Genomic DNA, 16,647 nt, shown 5'->3' with positions numbered 1-16,647 from the left:
TTCGGCCGGTCTGAGAAAGGCGAACCGGGGCAACGGTTCAGAACGGCAGGCCGGGGATGCCGGTGCCGCCACCGCCCAGCCCCTGGGCCAGCGGGCCGAGCTTCTGCTGCTGGAGGTTCTGCGCGTTCTCGTTGGCCGCCTGGACGGCGGCGACGATCAGGTCGGCGAGGGTCTCGGTGTCCTCCGGGTCCACCGCCTTCGGGTCGATGACGAGGCCGCGCAGCTCGCCGGAGCCGGTGACCGTCGCCTTCACCAGGCCGCCGCCCGCCTGGCCGTCGACCTCGGTCTGCGCCAGTTCCTCCTGGGCCTTCGCCAGGTCCTGCTGCATCTTCTGGGCCTGCTGGAGCAGCTGCTGCATGTTGGGCTGGCCACCACCGGGGATCACGTTCAGCTCCCATCAAGTCCGGTCACGACGGTTTTGCCGTTCGGCACGAGCCTACGTGGTCCGGGCGGCCCTCGCCCCAGCACTCTTTCGAGTGATGCCGGAGGAGCCCTATACCTGATCAACGCCCTCTTCCGGGCGGAAAAGCGGCGGAACCCGGCTCTTCGCCACCCATTGGGCGGTAGGAAGGGTTCCGGCGCAGGTTTCCGGCGTATGAGTCCTCGCGGACGGCGAGCGGTACGGCGAGCAGTGGCGAGCAGTAGGGAGTGCCGGGTGGGTCAGCCGGAGATGCAGCCCGAGGGGCCGCCGCGGGACGGTCGGGACGGCGAGGGGGCGGCCGGGACGCGGCCGGGCGACCTGACCGGGCGGGCGTTTCCCCTCGGGGACTGGGCGCTGCCCGCCGAGCGGCTGGACGAGCTGTACCGGTGGGTGGAGCGGGGTGCGCTGGACACGGCGGCCTGGTATCTCGCGGACCGGGTGTGGAAGCGGCGCGCCGCCGTGCTGCTGCGGGCCGGGGCCGCGGTGGGTGCGGCCGCCGGGGCGGCGCTGCCGCTGCTCGACCTGTCCGGGGCGGTGGGCGGGGTCGCGCCCTGGGGGTATCTGGCGCTGCTGTGGGCGGTGGCGTGTGTGACCGGTGACCGGTTCTTCGGGGTCACCGCCGGGTGGATGCGGGACGTGGCCACGGCGCAGGCGGTGCAGCGGCGGCTCCAGGCGCTCCAGTTCGACTGGGCGTCGGAGAGTGTGCGGGAGGTGCTGGGCCCCGCGGACGGGACGGCGAGCGAGGCGGCGGAGCGGTGCCTGCTGGTGCTGCGGCGGTTCTCGGAGGACGTGACCGAGCTGGTGCGGGCGGAGACGGCGGACTGGATGGTGTGCTTCCGCCCGGGGCCGGGGCCGCTGGGGCCGCATGCCGCGGGGGCGGCCGAGGGGCCCCGGCCGGAGGGCGGGGGCACGGGCGCCACCGGACGGTTCCCGGTCCCCCCGCAGAACGGCACCCGCCCGAACATGCCCCGCCAGCGTCCGCCGGAGCCCCGGTGACCCCCGGCGGCGGGTCCACGTCCCCTTACTGGCGGGCGAGAACAGTGCGGAGCGGCCCCGCGTCGACAACCTGTCGTGGAAAGCCCCGGACCGCAGACAGGACGCCGATTCCGTTTCCGCATCGCGGACATCTACCCTCGGCCGCATGACCCCTCAGCCCTCCCCCCAGGCCGGCGCCGCCGTGAAGGCCGCGGACCGCGCGCACGTCTTCCACTCCTGGTCAGCGCAAGAGCTGATCGACCCGCTCGCCGTCGCCGGCGCCGAGGGGTCGTACTTCTGGGACTTCGAAGGCAAGCGCTACCTCGACTTCTCCAGCGGACTCGTCTACACCAACATCGGCTACCAGCACCCCAAGGTCGTCGCCGCGATCCAGGAGCAGGCGGCACGGATGACGACGTTCGCGCCCGCGTTCGCCGTCGAGGCGCGCTCGGAGGCCGCGCGGCTGATCGCCGAGCGCACGCCCGGCGACCTGGACAAGATCTTCTTCACCAACGGCGGCGCCGACGCCGTCGAGCACGCCCTGCGCATGGCCCGGCTGCACACCGGCCGCCCCAAGGTGCTCTCCGCCTACCGCTCGTACCACGGCGGCACCCAGCAGGCGGTCAACGTCACCGGTGACCCGCGCCGCTGGGCCTCCGACAGCGGGACGGCCGGTGTCGTGCACTTCTGGGCGCCGTTCCTCTACCGCTCGCGCTTCTACGCCGAGACCGAGGAGCAGGAGTGCGCGCGAGCCCTTGAGCACCTGGAGACGACCGTCGCCTTCGAGGGTCCCGGGACGATCGCCGCGATCGTCCTGGAGACGATCCCGGGCACCGCGGGGATCATGATGCCGCCGGCCGGTTACCTGGCCGGGGTGCGCGAGATCTGCGACAAGTACGGCATCGTGTTCGTGCTCGACGAGGTCATGGCCGGTTTCGGACGCACCGGCACCTGGTTCGCGGCCGACCTGTACGACGTCGTACCCGACCTGATGACCTTCGCCAAGGGCGTGAACTCGGGTTATGTGCCGCTGGGCGGCGTCGCGATCTCCGCCGAGATCGCCGCGACCTTCGCCGAGCGGCCCTACCCCGGCGGACTGACGTACTCCGGGCACCCGCTGGCCTGTGCCGCCGCCGTCGCCACGATCAACGTGATGGCGGAGGAGGGCGTCGTCGAGCACGCCGCGCGGCTCGGCGGTGAGGTCGTCGAACCGGCGCTGCGGGAGCTGGCCGAGCGCCACCCGAGCGTGGGCGAGGTGCGCGGCACCGGCATGTTCTGGGCGCTGGAGCTGGTGAAGGACCGGGAGACCCGGGAGCCGCTGGTGCCCTACAACGCGACCGGTCAGGCGGCCACGCCCATGTCCGCGTTCGCCGCCTCCGCCAAGGCGCACGGCCTGTGGCCGTTCGTGAACATGAACCGCACCCACGTGGTCCCGCCGTGCAACGTCTCCGAGGCGGAGCTGAAGGAGGGCCTGGCGGCCCTGGACACGGCACTGTCCGTGGCGGACGAGTACACGCGGTAGGCGGAACGGGGCGGTGGGTCCGGGCGCGTAGGGTTGCGTGCTCGTAAGCGGTAGACATGTGTACGAGCACGCCCCCGGACGGCGCCGTTCAGCGACGCCCCGCACCCGACGAGGAGACGCCCGCCCATGCCCGGCCCCAGCGGCACCGGTGCCGTCACGCGCAGCACCCTGCGGCAGCAGATCGCCGACGCGCTCCGCGACGAGGTGCTGGCCGGGCGGCTCCAGCCGGGGCAGGAGTTCACGGTCAAGGAGATCGCCGAGCAGTACGGCGTCTCCGCGACGCCGGTGCGCGAGGCCCTGGTCGACCTGTCCGCGCAAGGGCTCCTCGACGCCGACCACCACCGCGGCTTCCGCGTCCACGAGTACTCGGTCGACGACTTCCGCGGCATGATCGAGGCCCGCAGTCTCGTGACCGACGGGATGTTCCTCTCGCTGGCCGCGGACCTGCCGGGCGGCCCCGACCCGGCCGACCCGCGCATCGCCGCCGCCCTCGCCGGGGTCCGCAGGCGCGGCGAGGAGGCCCAGCGCGCCGCCGCGGCCGGAGACCTGACCGTCCTGATCGGCTACGACCTGCGCTACTGGCGCGAGCTGGCCACCCTCTTCGGCAACCCCTACCTCTGCGACTTCCTGCACCGGCTGCGCGTGCAGAGCTGGGTGTGCACGGTGCAGCACCTGCGGCGGCTCAGCGAACTGCGCGGCGCGCTGTGGTGCGGGCACACCGAACTGGTCGACGCCCTGGCCCGGCGCGACATCCCGGGCGCGCGTTCGCTCGTCGACGCGTACAACACCCACTCGCTGGCCCTCATCGAGGGGCTCGCCGCCGGATGACCAACGCCGGACGTGACGTGGTCCGGCCCCAGGTGGGTATGGGACCTGCACGTGGGCGCACCCCGGCGCACACCGACTACGCTGCCCTGACCACCACCGTGCTGTGTGAGGAGCCCTCTTTTGGCCTGTGACCTGTGGCTGGTACCGCTCGTCGACATCTTGTGCCACACGCCGGACAACCCGTTCGCCGAGGAACTCGCGCAATACGACAAGGTGCTGGCCGAGGCCGGGCTGCCGCCGGTGCCGGTGTACCCGTACATGCCGGGCCTGTCCGGCGAGGTCGCGCCGGTGGCCGGCTTCGACTACGACGCGCTGCACTTCCTGCGCCGGGCACACCTCCTTCAGGTGTGCGGCCTTCCGGTGACGCCGGTGGACGAACTCGGCGGTGACTACGAGCAGTTGCTGGAGATGTTCGAGTCGACGGCACAGCAGTCCCACCTGGTCTGGCACTACGACCACGCCGGCGCCTACGTCCCGGTCGACTTCCCGCACCCGCTCTCCAGTGACGAACTCCTGGCGGGCGGCGGCCCCTTGGGGTCCTCGCACACCCTGCTGCGGGAACTGGAGGCCGTCGCCCCGGCCCTCGGCATCGACCCCGCCAACCCCCCGGCCCCGCCGCAGCCGCCGCTCGGTCCGACGGAGCTGGAGGAACCGGCGGTGCCCGCGCCGTACGACTCCAGTCCGTTCGCCCGGGAGCGGCATGTGTGGCTGGGGCTGCACGCGGCGGCGACGCGGAGCCTGGCGCAGGGGTCGATGATCGTCTTCAGCTGACCGGCGCCGGTCGGCCTGGCTGGGAGCCGGTCAGCCGAGCTGGGACAGGCCCTTGCGCAGGTCGTCGGCGTTCATGATCGGGGAGACCTCGACCTCGGCGTTCAGCTCGGTGAAGAACGGCTCACCGGTGGGCGGCAGTTCCGAGCTGTCCTGCATGTCGAAGACCATCAGGGCCGTCCGCCGACCGCCGAGCGGACCGAAGTAGGCGGCCTCCGGCTTGAGGTGGTCGAGGGTGCGGCTGATCAGCTCGGGCAGTTTCCCGCTGCGGATCGCCTCGTTCGCCTTGTCCGTGTCCAGCGTCGCCTTGAGCAGCACGCGCATCGCACTCACCTTCTTCTGTCGACGCGACGTGTACCCCTTCAGCCTATGCCCGTGATGTCCAGTTCGTTCAGGCGAGCCGGTTCCGCGATCACGTCGATGCCGGTGATGCGGCCGTCGGCGGCGAAGTCGAAGCGGAGGACGACCCGCAGCCTGCCGTGCTCGGCCATCGCCATGCCCACCCGGCCGTCGACGAGGACGACGGCGGCGGTCCTGGCCCGGCCCATCGAGGCCATCGCGCCGCGGGCCACCGGCTCCACACCGCTGACGGTGACGGGTTCGGGCGTCGGCACGACCGCCGCGTCGGCGCGCAGCACGACGTCCGGGTGGAGCAGGGCCACCAGCGCGTCGAAGTCGCCGCCGCGGGTGGCCGCCAGGTAGGCGTCGACCGCGCGGCGCCGGCGCGGCAGGTCGGCGTCGGGCGCGGGCACGCCCCGCACCCGGCGGCGGGCGCGGCTGGCCAGCTGGCGGGTGGCGGCGGGGGTCTTGTCGAGCATCGCGGCGATGTCGTCGAAGGGCACGTCGAACATGTCGTGCAGCACGAAGGCGAGCCGCTCGGCGGGGCCGAGGGTGTCCAGGACGATCAGCAGCGCGATCCCGACCTCGTCGGCGAGCTGCACCTCCTCGGCCGGGTCCGCGGCGGTGCCGGTCACGGCCAGCTGCCTGCGGACCCCGTCGTCCAGTGGGTCCTCGCGGCGGGTGTCCCGGGCCCGTAGCAGGTTGAGGCAGACCCGCGCCACGACCGTGGTGAGCCACCCCGAGGGGTTGTCCACCTCGGTGGTGTCCGCCCGGTCGGCCCGCAGCCAGGCCTCCTGGAGGGCGTCGTCCGCCTCGCCGAGCGAACCGAGGATCCGGTACGCGACCGCCCGCAGCCGGGGCCGGTCCAGCTCGAACCGCCGGGCCATGTCATCGGATCGTCCGGGCACCGTACGGTTCCTTCCGCGTCCACCCGCCCTCCGGGTGCGGCCCCCAGTCAACCATCCGGCGTACGCGGCCCCGCAAGGGCCTCTCAGCGCACCAGCGTGATCCCCGGCGGCCACAGCACCCCGTCGGCCAGCAGCAGGGACGGTCCCAGGTGTACGGGGCACACCCGCAGCGGCGCCCGCAGGTGCCGGGCGACCTCGAAGCGGGCCGGGTCGCCGCACTCGCCCAGGGCGTCGTCGCCGCCGTACGGGCCCTGGCAGGAAGCGGCGCTGTAGCGGTCGGTCATGCCACCGATCCGACATCACGGAGCACGCCGACGCCCGGCGGAGGGGGCCGAACGAAGGGCTACAGGGCGGTGGCGGCGTCGTCGAGGCCGATGCACTTGCGCTGCTGCGGGAGCCACTTCACGGCCGGGTCCAGCGTGGCGAGGATGCCGCCCACCTCCTCGCGCGGACCGGAGTACGTGAACTCCACGGCCGGTGAGCGGCCGTAGGTCCGCAGGACGCTCACGCCGTCGCGCTTGAGCCGTGCCTCGTCCAGGACCCAGTCGACGCCGTCGGCGGTGACGCACAGGTTGACGTTGGGCTGCAGCTCCTCGGCGCCGCAGCGGAACACCGCCTTCTGGCCGCCCCAGGAGGCGACCGCGTCCCCCAGGGCCCAGTCGCGCGAGGCGCCGGGTATGTCGTCCGGGAGGCGGGAGACCACCTTGTCGCACTTGGGGTCGTCGGCGTGCGGGGCCGCGGAGACGCGGTGGCCGTCGACGTAGAAGGCACCGCCGGTCACGGCGACGACCGCCACGGCCAGCCAGATCCACGTCCGGGTGGTGGGCTTCCGCATGTTCCGCTCGCTCCGTGCTGTCCGACCGCTGAAAGGCTCTGGGGCTCCGGCCAGCGTATCCGCCGTCCCGACGGCGACGGCCGGGGCCCCTTGCGGGGTCCCGGCCGTCGGCGCGCGCGTGGTGCTCGGTGGTGCCTACAGGAACGAGTTGATCTCGATCGTCTCGTCCCGGCCCGGGCCGACGCCGATCGCGGAGATCGGGGCGCCGGACATCTCCTCCAGCGCCTTCACGTACGCCTGGGCGTTCTTCGGCAGGTCGGAGAAGGACTTCGCCTTGGTGATGTCCTCGCTCCAGCCGGGCAGCGTCTCGTAGACCGGCTTCGCGTGGTGGAAGTCGGACTGCGAGTACGGCAGCTCCTCGACGCGCTTGCCGTCGATCTCGTACGCCACGCAGACCGGGATCTGCTCCCAGCCGGTGAGGACGTCGAGCTTGGTGAGGAAGAAGTCGGTGAGGCCGTTGACGCGGGTGGCGTAGCGGGCGATCACCGCGTCGAACCAGCCGCAGCGCCGGTCGCGGCCGGTGGTGACGCCGCGCTCGCCGCCGATGCGGCGCAGGGCCTCGCCGTCCTCGTCGAACAGCTCGGTCGGGAAGGGTCCCGCGCCGACGCGGGTCGTGTACGCCTTGAGGATGCCGATGACTCGGCTGATCTTCGTCGGGCCCACGCCGGCGCCGGTGCAGGCGCCGCCCGCGGTCGGGTTCGACGAGGTGACGAAGGGGTACGTGCCGTGGTCGATGTCCAGGAGCGTGCCCTGGCCGCCCTCGAAGAGGACCACCTTGTCGTCGTCGAGGGCCTGGTTGAGGACCAGGACCGTGTCGGCGACGTACGGCGCGAGCTTGTCGGCGTAGCCCAGCAGCTCCTCGACGACCTGGCCGGTGGCGATGGCGCGTCGGTTGTAGAGCTTGGTGAGCATCTGGTTCTTGACGTCGAGCGCCGCCTCGACCTTCTGGGTGAGGATCGACTCGTCGTAGAGGTCCTGGACCCGGATGCCCACGCGGTTGATCTTGTCGGCGTAGGTCGGGCCGATGCCGCGCCCGGTGGTGCCGATCTTGCGCTTGCCGAGGAAGCGTTCCGTCACCTTGTCGACGGTGACGTTGTACGGCGTGATGATGTGGGCGTTGCCGCTGATCAGGAGCTTGGACGTGTCGACGCCGCGCTCGTTCAGCCCGCTCAGCTCGGAGAACAGGACCGACGGGTCGACGACGACGCCGTTGCCGATGACCGGCGTGCAGTCGGGAGACAGGATTCCGGAAGGGAGCAGGTGGAGGGCGTACTTCTGGTCGCCCACGACTACCGTGTGGCCGGCGTTGTTGCCGCCCTGGTAGCGCACCACATAGTCGACGGAACCACCGAGCAGGTCCGTCGCCTTTCCCTTGCCTTCGTCACCCCACTGAGCACCGAGCAGCACAAGTGCGGGCACGCGCGTACACCCCTTCCGGGCGGGGCATGTCCATGGTCGAGGGCGTATGCGACGGGTTTCCGCCACGTACACCGCGACCGTCGTTGGCCGCCAACCGTCGGACCGGGTGCCCCGGAATAGACGAAGCCCCTGGCGCAACAGCGCAAGGGGCTCTTGCACAAAGATGCTACCCGAGGAAGCGAGGCATGGCCGAGGTGGCGACTTCCGCGAGCTCTTCCGCGAACTCTTCCGCGAGGTCCGATCAGCTTCTGGTGGTCGTCGATCCGGTCGCCCGACGGCTGGACGGGGAGTCGGTCAGAATCGCGAAAGACGTGCTCAGCGCGGGCGCGGCGCACACGAAGGTGTGTCTGCCGGACGGTCCGGAGGAGTTCGCGCGTGCGCTCGGGCGGCGCGGCTCGCGGCGCCCGGTGGTGATCGGGGACGACGGTGCGCTGCTGCGGGCCGTGGCCCTGCTGCACCGGCGGCGGGAGCTGGCGGGCTGCGCGCTGGCCGTGGTGCCGGTGGGGACGGCGCTCGGCCTCGCGCGGTCCCTGGGGCTGCCGACGGGGGCGGTGGCGGCGGCGCGGGCCGTGCTCGACGGTGCGGAACGGCGCCTGGACCTGCTCGTCGACGACAGCGACGGGGTGGTGCTGGGGGCGGTGGGGATTCCGCCCGCCCCCCTGCCGGTGCCGGTGCGGGAGCGGGCGGAGACGCACGCGGGCACCGGGCCCGGCACGGGACCGGGCGGGCCGGGGCCGGGCCGTCCCTGGCTGCGGACCTGTCAGTCGCTCGTACGGACGCTGGCGGCCTCGCGTCCGGCCCGCAACGCCGTCCCGCCGGGAGCGGCCGGTCCGGCCCGGCTGCGGGTGGAGGTGGACGGGACGACGCTGGTCGACCTGGACCAGCCCGTGGAGGCGGTGACGGTGACGCCGGGCGCCGGAGGGGTGGCCGTGGTGGAGGTGCGGCCCCTGCCGGTGGGCACGCAGGCGTCGCCGCTGACGGTGAGCGGGCGGACGGTGACCGTGTCGGGGGCGCACTTCCGGTACCGGGCCGACGCGGTGGTGTGCGGGCCGGTGGGCACGCGGACGTGGGTGGCGCGGGAGGGGGCGTGGGGGCTGACACTGCCCGCGGGGTAGGTCCCTGCGTCAGGGGTTCGTCCCCGCCCGGCCGGTGGTTCACCCCCGCCCGAACCGCTCCTCCCGGTGCACCCGCCAGCGTTCCATCATGGCCATGATCTCCCCGTCGACGAACTCGAAGAAGGCGAGCGTCTCGGCCATGCGCCGGCCCGCCGGGCTGTCGGCGCCCAGGCTGGTGACGCCCTCGCTCAGCGCGCTCTCCCAGCGCTTGATGATGGTCTCGCGGTTGGTGAGCGCCTCGTACCACTGGTTGCTGTGCACCCGGTAGCGCTCCCGGCGTGAGCCGGGTTCGCGCTCGCGCGAGACCATGTGCTGCTGCGAGAGGTAGCGCACGGCACCGGAGACGGCGGCGGGGCTGACCTGGAGGCTCTCGCCCAGCTCCGCGGAGGTCAGCGAACCGGAGTCGGAGGCCAGCAGCGCGGCGAAGACCCTCGCCGGCATGCGCTGCATACCGGCCTCGACCAGTTGGGCCGCGAAACTCTCCACGAACTTGGACACCGCCTCGGGGTCGCGCCCCGGTTCCGCCTGATCCGCTGGTTGCCTCATCCCACGATCATCCCTCACCGTCTTGACGGTTTTTTAACTTCACAAGTTTCTGAAAGTAGCGTACTTTCCGAATCATGACGAAGGCAATCAGCGTCTCCGGACTCCACAAGTCGTTCGGGCGCACGCACGCTCTGGACGGGCTCGACCTGGAGGTCGAGACCGGCGAGGTCCACGGCTTCCTCGGGCCCAACGGAGCCGGCAAGTCCACCACCATCCGCGTCCTGCTCGGCCTGCTGCGCGCCGACTCCGGCGCCGCGCAGGTCCTCGGCCGCGACCCGTGGGCGGACGCGGTGGAGGCGCACCGGCGGATCGCGTACGTCCCCGGCGACGTGACGCTGTGGCGCAACCTCTCCGGCGGCGAGGTCATCGACCTCTACGGCCGGCTGCGCGGCGGACTGGACACCCGGCGGCGCGCGGACCTGGTCGAACGCTTCGAGCTGGACCCGACCAAGAAGGGCCGCACGTACTCCAAGGGCAACCGGCAGAAGGTGGCCCTGGTGGCCGCCTTCGCCTCGGACGTCGACCTGCTGATCCTCGACGAACCCACCTCCGGACTCGACCCGCTGATGGAGGAGGTCTTCCAGAGGTGCGTCGAGGAGGAGCGCGAGCGCGGCCGGACGGTGCTGCTCTCCTCCCACATCCTCAGCGAGGTCGAGGAGCTGTGCGACCGGGTCAGCATCATCCGCAAGGGGCGGACCGTCGAGAGCGGCTCGCTCGCCGACCTGCGCCACCTGACCCGGACCAGCGTCACCGCCGAACTCGCCGGCACCCCGAACGGCCTCGCCCACCTGCCGGGCGTCCACGACCTCGACGTCCAGGGCCACCGGGTCCGGCTCCAGGTCGACACCGACAAGCTGGACGCCGTCCTCAGGGTGCTGAGCGAGACGGGCGTGCGGTCGCTGACCTCGACGCCGCCGACGCTGGAGGAGCTGTTCCTGCGGCACTACCAGGCCGAGGCGACCGAGGCCGCGGGGTCCGGTGCGGACGCGGAGTCCGGTGCGGAGGTGACGGCACGATGACCGCCACCGCCGACACCGCCGCCCCCGCCCACGCGGCCCGGTCCACAGGCTCGCGCCAACTGACCGGCACCGGCACGCTGCTGCGCTTCGCCCTGCGCCGCGACCGCGCGCTGATCCCCGTCTGGGTCGCGGTCAACGCGCTCATGGTGCTGTCCATGCCGGGCACCATCAAGGGCCTGTACGGGACCGCCGCCGAACGCGCCGACCTGATGCGGCAGATGGAGACCAACGCCTCGCTGCGCGCCCTGGTCGGACCGGTCTTCGACGACAGCCTCGGCGCGCTCACCGCCTGGCGCGTCGGCCTGTACGCCGGTGCGCTCGCCGCCGTGATGAGCCTGCTGATCGTCGTACGGCACACCCGGGACGAGGAGGAGAGCGGACGGCAGGAGGTCGTCGCCTCCGGAATGGTCGGCCGCCGGGCATCGCTGACGGCGGCGCTGCTGGCGGCGGCGGTCGCCAACGCCGTGCTGGCCCTTCTCGTCTTCGTCGGGCTGGCCGGGCAGGGGGCGGCCGGTGCGTTGGCCCTCGGGCTAGGGATGGCGGGCACCGGGATGCTCTTCGCGACCATGGCGGCGATCGTCGCCCAGCTCACCGAGAGCGCGCGGCTGGCCCGGGGGCTGACGGCGGCGGTACTGGGCGGGGCCTTCGTGCTGCGTGCGGCGGGCGACTCGGCGACGGACGACGGCTCGTCGGTCCTGACCTGGGTGTCGCCGCTCGGCTGGCTGGAGAACCTGCGGGCCTTCGCCGGTGAGCGGTGGTGGGTGCTGCTGCTGATCGCGGGCGCGACGGTGGCGCAGGGGGCCGTGGCCTACGCTCTCGCCGGGCGCCGGGACCTCGGCATGAGCTTCCTGCCGACCCGGCCGGGACCGGCCGCCGGTCGCCTGCGGACGGCCGGTGCGCTGGCCTGGCGCCTGCAGCGCGGCGGCGTCCTCGGCTGGAGCATCGGCTTCTTCCTCGCCGGGGTCGTCTACGGCGGGATGACGGAGGGCGCGGCCGATCTGGTCGGGGACAACGAGCAGGCCCGCGAGATCATCGAGCGGATGGGCGGGCAGGCCGGGCTCACCGACGCGTTCGTGTCGGCGATGATCGGCATGCTCGGACTGATCGCCGCGCTGTACGTCGTGGCGTCGGTGCTGCGGCTCAGCGGCGAGGAGACGTCCGGTCGGGCGGAACCGGTGCTCGCGGGCGCGGTGGGCCGGCTGCGGTGGGCCGCGGGGCACCTGGTGATCGCCTTCGGCGGTGCGGCGCTCATCATGCTGCTCGCCGGGCTCGGCTTCGCTGCCGGGTACGGGCAGGACTTCGGGGCGATCCTGGGCGCCTGTCTGGTGCAGTTGCCCGCGGTGTGGGTGATCGGCGGCGCGGCGGTGCTGCTGCACGGGTTGCTGCCCCGGGCCGCGGTGGCCGGGTGGGCGGTCGCGGGCGCGGTGCTGCTGCTGGGGTGGGTCGGACCCGCGCTGGACGTGCCGCAGTCCGTTCTGGACGTGTCCCCGTACGGACACCTGCCGAAGCTGCCCGGCGGGGAGATGGACTGGTCACCGGTGCTGGTGCTGCTTGTGATCGCGGTGGCGCTGGTCGGGGCGGGGCTGGCGGGACTGCGGCGGCGGGACCTGACGACCTGACGCCTCCGGGGTGGTGCGACCCGCGAGATCCGGACAGATCGCCGCGGTGTCTTGCGCGGAGGCGGCCGTACGGAAATAGTTGAACGATGAACTACAGGGTTCCTCGGCCGGCGTCCCGGCCGGCCGGCCCTGCCATCGCCCGTACGTGTAGTACGTGTACAAGGAGAAGGGGAGCACCCACATGAGCGTCGCGCTCGTACGCAACCCCGGCGAAGGCACTCACTACCGCTACTACGACAGCGTCCAGGAACAGGTCGTGTCGCGCACCGAGACCGACGGGGTGGTCAGCGTCGCACGGCTGACCATGCGCCGGTCCGACGCACCGCCCCTGCACGTCCACAGCCACGAGGACGAGAGCTGGGTGGTGCTGTCCGGGCGCATCCGCTTCTGGGTCGGGGCGGACTCACTCGACGCCTGCGAGGTCCACGACGCCGGACCGGGCGCCTACGTCTTCGGCCCCCGCTCGGTCCCCCACACGCTCCAGCCGCTCACCACGACGGCGGAGGTGCTGGTCATCAACAACCCGGGGGCGATCGAGGGCTACTTCCGCTCGGTCGGGCACGCCGAGGCGCGGCAGGACCTGGACCACGTGGACGGACTCGCCCGGTACGGGGTGACCCTGCTGGACGACCCGCCCCGCGCGTAGCGCGTCCCGTGCCCCGCGGTGAAACCGGCGCGGGAGCGACGGCGTCCTCGTGGGCATGAAGCGAGACGCGGTGACGGGTGGCGGGTGCCTGGTGTCGGCGGCGGGTGTCGTGGGCGCCGTATGGCTGTGGGGCGCCTCGGACCGCACGCAGCGGCACCTCGGCAACGAGTTCGAGAACAACGGCCAGGACTTCGGCGCCGTCCTCACCGAGCTGCCGTTCGTCTTCCTCGCCGGGGCCCTCGTGCCCGCCGTGCTCTGGGGGCTCGGGGCCTGGCTGGTGGGGCGGCGCCGACGGCCGGAGCCCTCGGCGGATTCACAGCTCCACGCGTAGCCCCGTCAGTCCGCGCATCACGAAGTTCGGCCTGCGTTCCGGTTCCGCCGCCAGGCTCAGCCCGGGGGCCCGTTCCAGCAGGGCCGTCATGGACGCCGCCAGTTCGATGCGGGCCAGCGGGGCGCCGATGCAGTAGTGGATGCCGGCGCTGAAGGAGATGTGGGGGTTGTCCCGGCGGGTGAGGTCGAGGCGTTCCGGGGCGGTGAAGACCGCCGGGTCGTGGTTGGCGGAGCCGAACAGCATCGCCACCTCCGCGCCGCGCGGCAGGGTCGTCCCGTCGATCTCGATCTCGTCGAGGACCCAGCGTTCGAAGAGCTGGAGCGGGGTGTCGTAGCGCATCAGCTCCTCCACGGCGGACGGGACCAGGGAGCGGTCGGCGCGCAGGGCCGCCAGCTGGTCGGGGTGGCGGAAGAGCGCCAGCCAGCCGTTGGTCGTGGCGTTCACCGTGGCCTCGTGACCGGCGTTCAGGAGCAGGACGCAGGTCGAGATCATCTCCTGCTCGGTGAGGCGGTCGTCGTCCTCGTCGTGGGCCGCGATCAGCCCCGAGATCAGGTCGTCGCCCGGCTCCTTTCGGCGGGCCGCGATGAGGGTGCGCAGGTACTCGGAGAAGTCGAGGGAGGCCCGGACCGCCTTCGCCGCCGTCTCCTCGGACGGGTTCAGCTCGTACATCCCGCAGATCTCCGCCGACCAGGGGCGCAGCGGGGCCCGGTCGGACTCCGGGATGCCCAGCATCTCGGCGATCACGGCGACCGGCAGCGGCTCGGCCACGTCCGTCAGCAGATCGCCGCCGCCCGCCGCGACCAGCCGGGACACCAGGTCGTCCGCCAGCTCGTGCACGTACGGCTTCAGCCGCTCCACCGTGCGCGGCGTGAACGCCTTCGACACCAGACGCCGGATCCGGGTGTGGTCCGGCGGCTCCAGGTCGAGCATGCCGTGGTCGTTGAGCGTGTGGAAGGGCTCCTGCTCCGGCGGGGGCGGGGTGCGGCCGAAGTCCTCGTGCGTGAAACGGTGCTGGTAGGTCCGGCCGAGCCGGCGGTCGCGCAGCAGCGCCGAGACGTCGGCGTGGTGCGGGACCAGCCACTGGTCGCTCGGCTCGTAGTAGAGCACGCGCCCCCGGGCCCGCAGCTCGGCGAAGGCGGGGTACGGGTCGGCGACGAACGCCGGGTCCCACGGGTCGAACGCCAGGTCGGATTCCTTGGATGCAGCCGTCATGGACGGACGATAGGTCCTCGGGCGGGCCGGTGCCCAGAGCCCGCCCGGTCACGGTCAGCCCGGGGTCACCAGCCGCGCCTCGTAGGCGAAGACCGCTGCCTGGGTGCGGTCGCGCAGGCCCAGCTTCACCAGGATGCGGCTGACGTGGGTCTTGATCGTCGACTCGGCGACCACCAGGCGTTCGGCGATCTCGGAGTTGGACAGGCCCTGCGCGATCAGGACCAGGACCTCCGTCTCGCGTTCGGTCAGGTCGCCGTAGGCCGCCTGTGCCGACGGCAGCAGGCGCGGGGCGTCGGAGAGCTTGGAGAACTCGGTGATCAGGCGCTTGGTGATCGAGGGGGCGAGGAGGGCCTCGCCGGCCGCCACCACCCGGACGCCGTCGGCGAGCTGGCGGGCCGAGGCGTCCTTGAGGAGGAAGCCGGACGCGCCCGCGCGCAGCGCCTGGTACACGTACTCGTCCAGGTCGAAGGTGGTGAGGACCAGCACCTTCGAGGTGCCGTCCGCCGCCACGATCTCCCGCGTCGCCTCGATGCCGTTCAGCTCGGGCATGCGGATGTCCATCAGGACGACGTCCGGGGACAGCTCGCGGACCTTGGCCACCGCCTCCCGGCCGTTGACCGCCTCGCCGGCGACCTCGATGTCCGGCATCGCGTTCAACAGGACCGAGAAGCCCTCGCGGACCATCATCTGGTCGTCGGCGATCAGTACGCGGATCGTCATGCTTCACCTTCGGTCTGCACGGTGACCGGCAGGAACACCGCCACCTCGTACCCGCCGTCGTCCGTCGGTCCCGCCGTCATCTCGCCGTTCAGCATCGAGACGCGCTCGCGCATGCCGGTGATGCCGTGTCCGGCGCCGGGCGACGTCTTGACCAGGGTGTTCGGCGGAACCGCGGTGTTGACCACGCGCAGGCCCAGGCCGCCCAGGACGTAGGAGACCTCGACGCGGGCCGTCGCGCCGGGCGCGTGGCGCAGGCTGTTGCTCAGCGCCTCCTGCACGATCCGGTACGCCGACAGCTCCACACCGGGCGGCAGCTCGCGCACCGCGCCGGTCACCGCCTTGTCCACGGCCAGGCCCGCCTCGCGCACATTGGCGAGCAGGGCGTCCAGATCGGCGAGCATGGGCTGCGGGGCGTCCGGAGCCTCGTAGTCCTCGGCGCGGACGACGCCCAGGACACGGCGCAGCTCGGTGAGGGCCGCCACCGCGTTCTCCCGGATGGTGGCGAAGGCCCGCTCCAGCTCCTCCGGCGGATTCTCCACCCGGTAGGGCGCGGCCTCCGCCTGGATGGCCACCACCGACATGTGGTGCGCGACCACGTCGTGCAGCTCGCGGGCGATGGTGGTGCGCTCCTCCAGCAGGGTCCGCCGGGACCGCTCGTGCGCGGTGACCGTCTGCTGGGCGGTCACCTCTTTGCGGGCGGTCTGTCGTATGTGCCAGAGACAGACCACGAGCAGGGCGAACGCGGACGTCACCATCATGGGCCCGCTGTTCGTGTAGTAGTACGACCCGCCGAAGAAGACGTCCGAGAGGAAGGCGTATCCGCACGTCAGAACCCACATCCAGACGGCGGTGCGGGGCCGGGTGCGCAGCGCCACGACGATCAGCACCGTGAGGTGGCAGACGAACGCGCCGGGTATCCACGGCCAGTCCCACCCGGAGCCGTTGATCAGCGCGACCAGCGGGGTCACGGCGAGGGACAGCCAGAAGGCGCCGATCGGCCGCACCAGCGTGGCGAGCACCGGGAGGGCGCACAGGAGGCCGGTCAGCAGGGCCGGCGCGTCACCGCCGGGCAGGTCGCCCGAGAACGTGCCGACGACGAAGGCGAGGAACGCGGTCGCCCCGACCACCGCGTGCGGGAGGTACCGCGCGTCCGGGCGCAGCCTGCCGGGCAGCCGGCGGACGACCGGGCCGTCCGTGTGCCGGGGCGGCAGGACGCGGTAGGCGAAGGGGTCGTGGAACAGGTCCTGGCGCAGTCCCCGCAGGGATGTCCGGACCAGCCGGTACTCCTGGCTGCGGGTCCCGCCCTCGTGCTGCTGGTGAGTCGTCTCGGTCACGCTCACACGGTAGGCGGACCGGGAGTGGCCGGTCGTCCCCGTGGAGAGGGGTTCTCGGGCATCCGTCTCAAGTACTACGGGGGCCACTCG

General features: G+C 72.5%; 19 protein-coding genes. 9 read left to right on the top strand and 10 right to left on the bottom strand.

Translation table 11 applies throughout. From position 1 onward, the window contains the following. Positions 1-37: 37 nt before the first annotated feature. The gene (locus ACGH52_RS20655; RefSeq protein ID WP_063124427.1) at positions 38-385 is read right to left on the bottom strand and encodes a YbaB/EbfC family nucleoid-associated protein; all 348 of its coding nucleotides are present in this window, start codon (positions 383-385) and stop codon (positions 38-40) included. A 270-nt stretch (positions 386-655) separates the two neighbouring features. On the opposite strand from ACGH52_RS20655, the gene ACGH52_RS20650 reads away from it, so the two are divergent. From ACGH52_RS20650 to ACGH52_RS20635, 4 genes are all read left to right on the top strand, one after another. Then, on the top strand, positions 656-1,417 hold the full coding sequence (locus tag ACGH52_RS20650; protein WP_210974301.1) for an SLATT domain-containing protein: 762 nt from the start codon (positions 656-658) through the stop codon (positions 1,415-1,417). A gap of 145 nt (positions 1,418-1,562) precedes the next feature. Next, a complete protein-coding gene (locus ACGH52_RS20645; RefSeq protein WP_399941339.1) occupies positions 1,563-2,918 on the top strand; it encodes an aspartate aminotransferase family protein in 1,356 nt (451 codons plus the stop codon). 126 nt (positions 2,919-3,044) lie between these two features. Beyond that, positions 3,045-3,746, top strand: coding sequence for a GntR family transcriptional regulator (locus tag ACGH52_RS20640; protein ID WP_059301745.1), 702 nt, complete (start codon positions 3,045-3,047; stop codon positions 3,744-3,746). A 120-nt stretch (positions 3,747-3,866) separates the two neighbouring features. Beyond that, a complete protein-coding gene (locus tag ACGH52_RS20635) occupies positions 3,867-4,517 on the top strand; it encodes a hypothetical protein (RefSeq protein ID WP_059301746.1) in 651 nt (216 codons plus the stop codon). 30 nt (positions 4,518-4,547) lie between these two features. Here the strand turns inward: ACGH52_RS20635 and ACGH52_RS20630 are convergent, their stop codons facing one another. The 5 genes from ACGH52_RS20630 to ACGH52_RS20610 all read right to left on the bottom strand — a co-directional run bounded on the left by ACGH52_RS20630 (position 4,548) and on the right by ACGH52_RS20610 (position 8,015). Next, positions 4,548-4,838 (bottom strand): hypothetical protein, encoded by a 291-nt coding sequence (locus ACGH52_RS20630; protein WP_052836471.1) that lies wholly within the window; start codon positions 4,836-4,838, stop codon positions 4,548-4,550. 38 nt (positions 4,839-4,876) lie between these two features. Next, positions 4,877-5,761: a sigma-70 family RNA polymerase sigma factor gene (locus ACGH52_RS20625; RefSeq protein ID WP_399941335.1), complete on the bottom strand. Its 885-nt coding sequence runs from the start codon at positions 5,759-5,761 to the stop codon at positions 4,877-4,879. An 83-nt stretch (positions 5,762-5,844) separates the two neighbouring features. Then, positions 5,845-6,045 carry a hypothetical protein gene (locus ACGH52_RS20620; protein ID WP_076975012.1) on the bottom strand — a complete coding sequence of 67 codons (201 nt, stop codon included), beginning with the start codon at positions 6,043-6,045 and terminating at the stop codon, positions 5,845-5,847. Between the two features lie 59 nt (positions 6,046-6,104). Beyond that, positions 6,105-6,596, bottom strand: coding sequence for a DUF3515 family protein (locus tag ACGH52_RS20615; RefSeq protein ID WP_121700636.1), 492 nt, complete (start codon positions 6,594-6,596; stop codon positions 6,105-6,107). A gap of 135 nt (positions 6,597-6,731) precedes the next feature. Beyond that, positions 6,732-8,015, bottom strand: a complete 1,284-nt coding sequence (locus tag ACGH52_RS20610; RefSeq protein ID WP_399941331.1) for an adenylosuccinate synthase — start codon at positions 8,013-8,015, stop codon at positions 6,732-6,734. 185 nt (positions 8,016-8,200) lie between these two features. On the opposite strand from ACGH52_RS20610, the gene ACGH52_RS20605 reads away from it, so the two are divergent. Beyond that, positions 8,201-9,130, top strand: coding sequence for a diacylglycerol kinase family protein (locus ACGH52_RS20605; RefSeq protein ID WP_059301750.1), 930 nt, complete (start codon positions 8,201-8,203; stop codon positions 9,128-9,130). Between the two features lie 39 nt (positions 9,131-9,169). Here ACGH52_RS20605 and ACGH52_RS20600 read toward each other — a convergent pair whose 3' ends face one another. After that, the gene (locus ACGH52_RS20600; protein WP_171987251.1) at positions 9,170-9,676 is read right to left on the bottom strand and encodes a GbsR/MarR family transcriptional regulator; all 507 of its coding nucleotides are present in this window, start codon (positions 9,674-9,676) and stop codon (positions 9,170-9,172) included. Between the two features lie 74 nt (positions 9,677-9,750). Between ACGH52_RS20600 and ACGH52_RS20595 the strand changes: the two genes are divergently transcribed. From ACGH52_RS20595 to ACGH52_RS20580, 4 genes are all read left to right on the top strand, one after another. Beyond that, positions 9,751-10,695, top strand: a complete 945-nt coding sequence (locus tag ACGH52_RS20595) for an ATP-binding cassette domain-containing protein (RefSeq protein WP_399941326.1) — start codon at positions 9,751-9,753, stop codon at positions 10,693-10,695. Beyond that, a complete protein-coding gene (locus ACGH52_RS20590) occupies positions 10,692-12,314 on the top strand; it encodes an ABC transporter permease (protein ID WP_399941323.1) in 1,623 nt (540 codons plus the stop codon). The genes ACGH52_RS20595 and ACGH52_RS20590 overlap by 4 nt, the downstream gene beginning before the upstream one ends. 181 nt (positions 12,315-12,495) lie before the next feature. Continuing rightward, positions 12,496-12,960 carry a cupin domain-containing protein gene (locus ACGH52_RS20585; RefSeq protein ID WP_399941320.1) on the top strand — a complete coding sequence of 155 codons (465 nt, stop codon included), beginning with the start codon at positions 12,496-12,498 and terminating at the stop codon, positions 12,958-12,960. A gap of 55 nt (positions 12,961-13,015) precedes the next feature. Further along, entirely contained in the window at positions 13,016-13,291 is a 276-nt protein-coding gene (locus ACGH52_RS20580) for a hypothetical protein (protein WP_076975093.1), read from the top strand. On the opposite strand, the gene ACGH52_RS20575 is transcribed toward ACGH52_RS20580, so the two are convergent. Genes ACGH52_RS20575 through ACGH52_RS20565 form a run of 3 tightly spaced genes read right to left on the bottom strand, consistent with a single transcriptional unit; the run spans position 13,274 to position 16,644 of the window. After that, entirely contained in the window at positions 13,274-14,503 is a 1,230-nt protein-coding gene (locus ACGH52_RS20575) for a cytochrome P450 (protein ID WP_399941317.1), read from the bottom strand. The genes ACGH52_RS20580 and ACGH52_RS20575 overlap by 18 nt on opposite strands. Positions 14,504-14,557: 54 nt before the next feature. Next, on the bottom strand, positions 14,558-15,223 hold the full coding sequence (locus tag ACGH52_RS20570) for a response regulator transcription factor (RefSeq protein ID WP_059301755.1): 666 nt from the start codon (positions 15,221-15,223) through the stop codon (positions 14,558-14,560). After that, positions 15,220-16,644, bottom strand: coding sequence for a sensor histidine kinase (locus tag ACGH52_RS20565; RefSeq protein ID WP_399941314.1), 1,425 nt, complete (start codon positions 16,642-16,644; stop codon positions 15,220-15,222). The genes ACGH52_RS20570 and ACGH52_RS20565 overlap by 4 nt, the downstream gene beginning before the upstream one ends. Positions 16,645-16,647: the final 3 nt, after the last annotated feature.

This window comes from Streptomyces sp. BBFR25, assembly GCF_044590125.1.
Taxonomy (GTDB): domain Bacteria; phylum Actinomycetota; class Actinomycetes; order Streptomycetales; family Streptomycetaceae; genus Streptomyces; species Streptomyces canus_D.
Note: the sequence above shows the minus strand (reverse complement) of the source record. Positions and strands in the feature narration are given on the sequence as shown.

Excerpts from the sequence above, each read along its gene's own strand:
- ACGH52_RS20645 (WP_399941339.1), top strand. The coding sequence starts at position 1,563 with ATGACCCCTCAGCCCTCCCCCCAGGCCGGCGCCGCCGTGAAGGCCGCG.
- ACGH52_RS20640 (WP_059301745.1), top strand. The coding sequence starts at position 3,045 with ATGCCCGGCCCCAGCGGCACCGGTGCCGTCACGCGCAGCACCCTGCGG.
- ACGH52_RS20630 (WP_052836471.1), bottom strand. The coding sequence starts at position 4,838 with ATGCGCGTGCTGCTCAAGGCGACGCTGGACACGGACAAGGCGAACGAG.
- ACGH52_RS20620 (WP_076975012.1), bottom strand. The coding sequence starts at position 6,045 with ATGACCGACCGCTACAGCGCCGCTTCCTGCCAGGGCCCGTACGGCGGC.
- ACGH52_RS20615 (WP_121700636.1), bottom strand. The coding sequence starts at position 6,596 with ATGCGGAAGCCCACCACCCGGACGTGGATCTGGCTGGCCGTGGCGGTC.
- ACGH52_RS20605 (WP_059301750.1), top strand. The coding sequence starts at position 8,201 with ATGGCCGAGGTGGCGACTTCCGCGAGCTCTTCCGCGAACTCTTCCGCG.
- ACGH52_RS20600 (WP_171987251.1), bottom strand. The coding sequence starts at position 9,676 with ATGAGGCAACCAGCGGATCAGGCGGAACCGGGGCGCGACCCCGAGGCG.
- ACGH52_RS20595 (WP_399941326.1), top strand. The coding sequence starts at position 9,751 with ATGACGAAGGCAATCAGCGTCTCCGGACTCCACAAGTCGTTCGGGCGC.
- ACGH52_RS20590 (WP_399941323.1), top strand. The coding sequence starts at position 10,692 with ATGACCGCCACCGCCGACACCGCCGCCCCCGCCCACGCGGCCCGGTCC.
- ACGH52_RS20585 (WP_399941320.1), top strand. The coding sequence starts at position 12,496 with ATGAGCGTCGCGCTCGTACGCAACCCCGGCGAAGGCACTCACTACCGC.
- ACGH52_RS20580 (WP_076975093.1), top strand. The coding sequence starts at position 13,016 with ATGAAGCGAGACGCGGTGACGGGTGGCGGGTGCCTGGTGTCGGCGGCG.
- ACGH52_RS20575 (WP_399941317.1), bottom strand. The coding sequence starts at position 14,503 with ATGACGGCTGCATCCAAGGAATCCGACCTGGCGTTCGACCCGTGGGAC.
- ACGH52_RS20570 (WP_059301755.1), bottom strand. The coding sequence starts at position 15,223 with ATGACGATCCGCGTACTGATCGCCGACGACCAGATGATGGTCCGCGAG.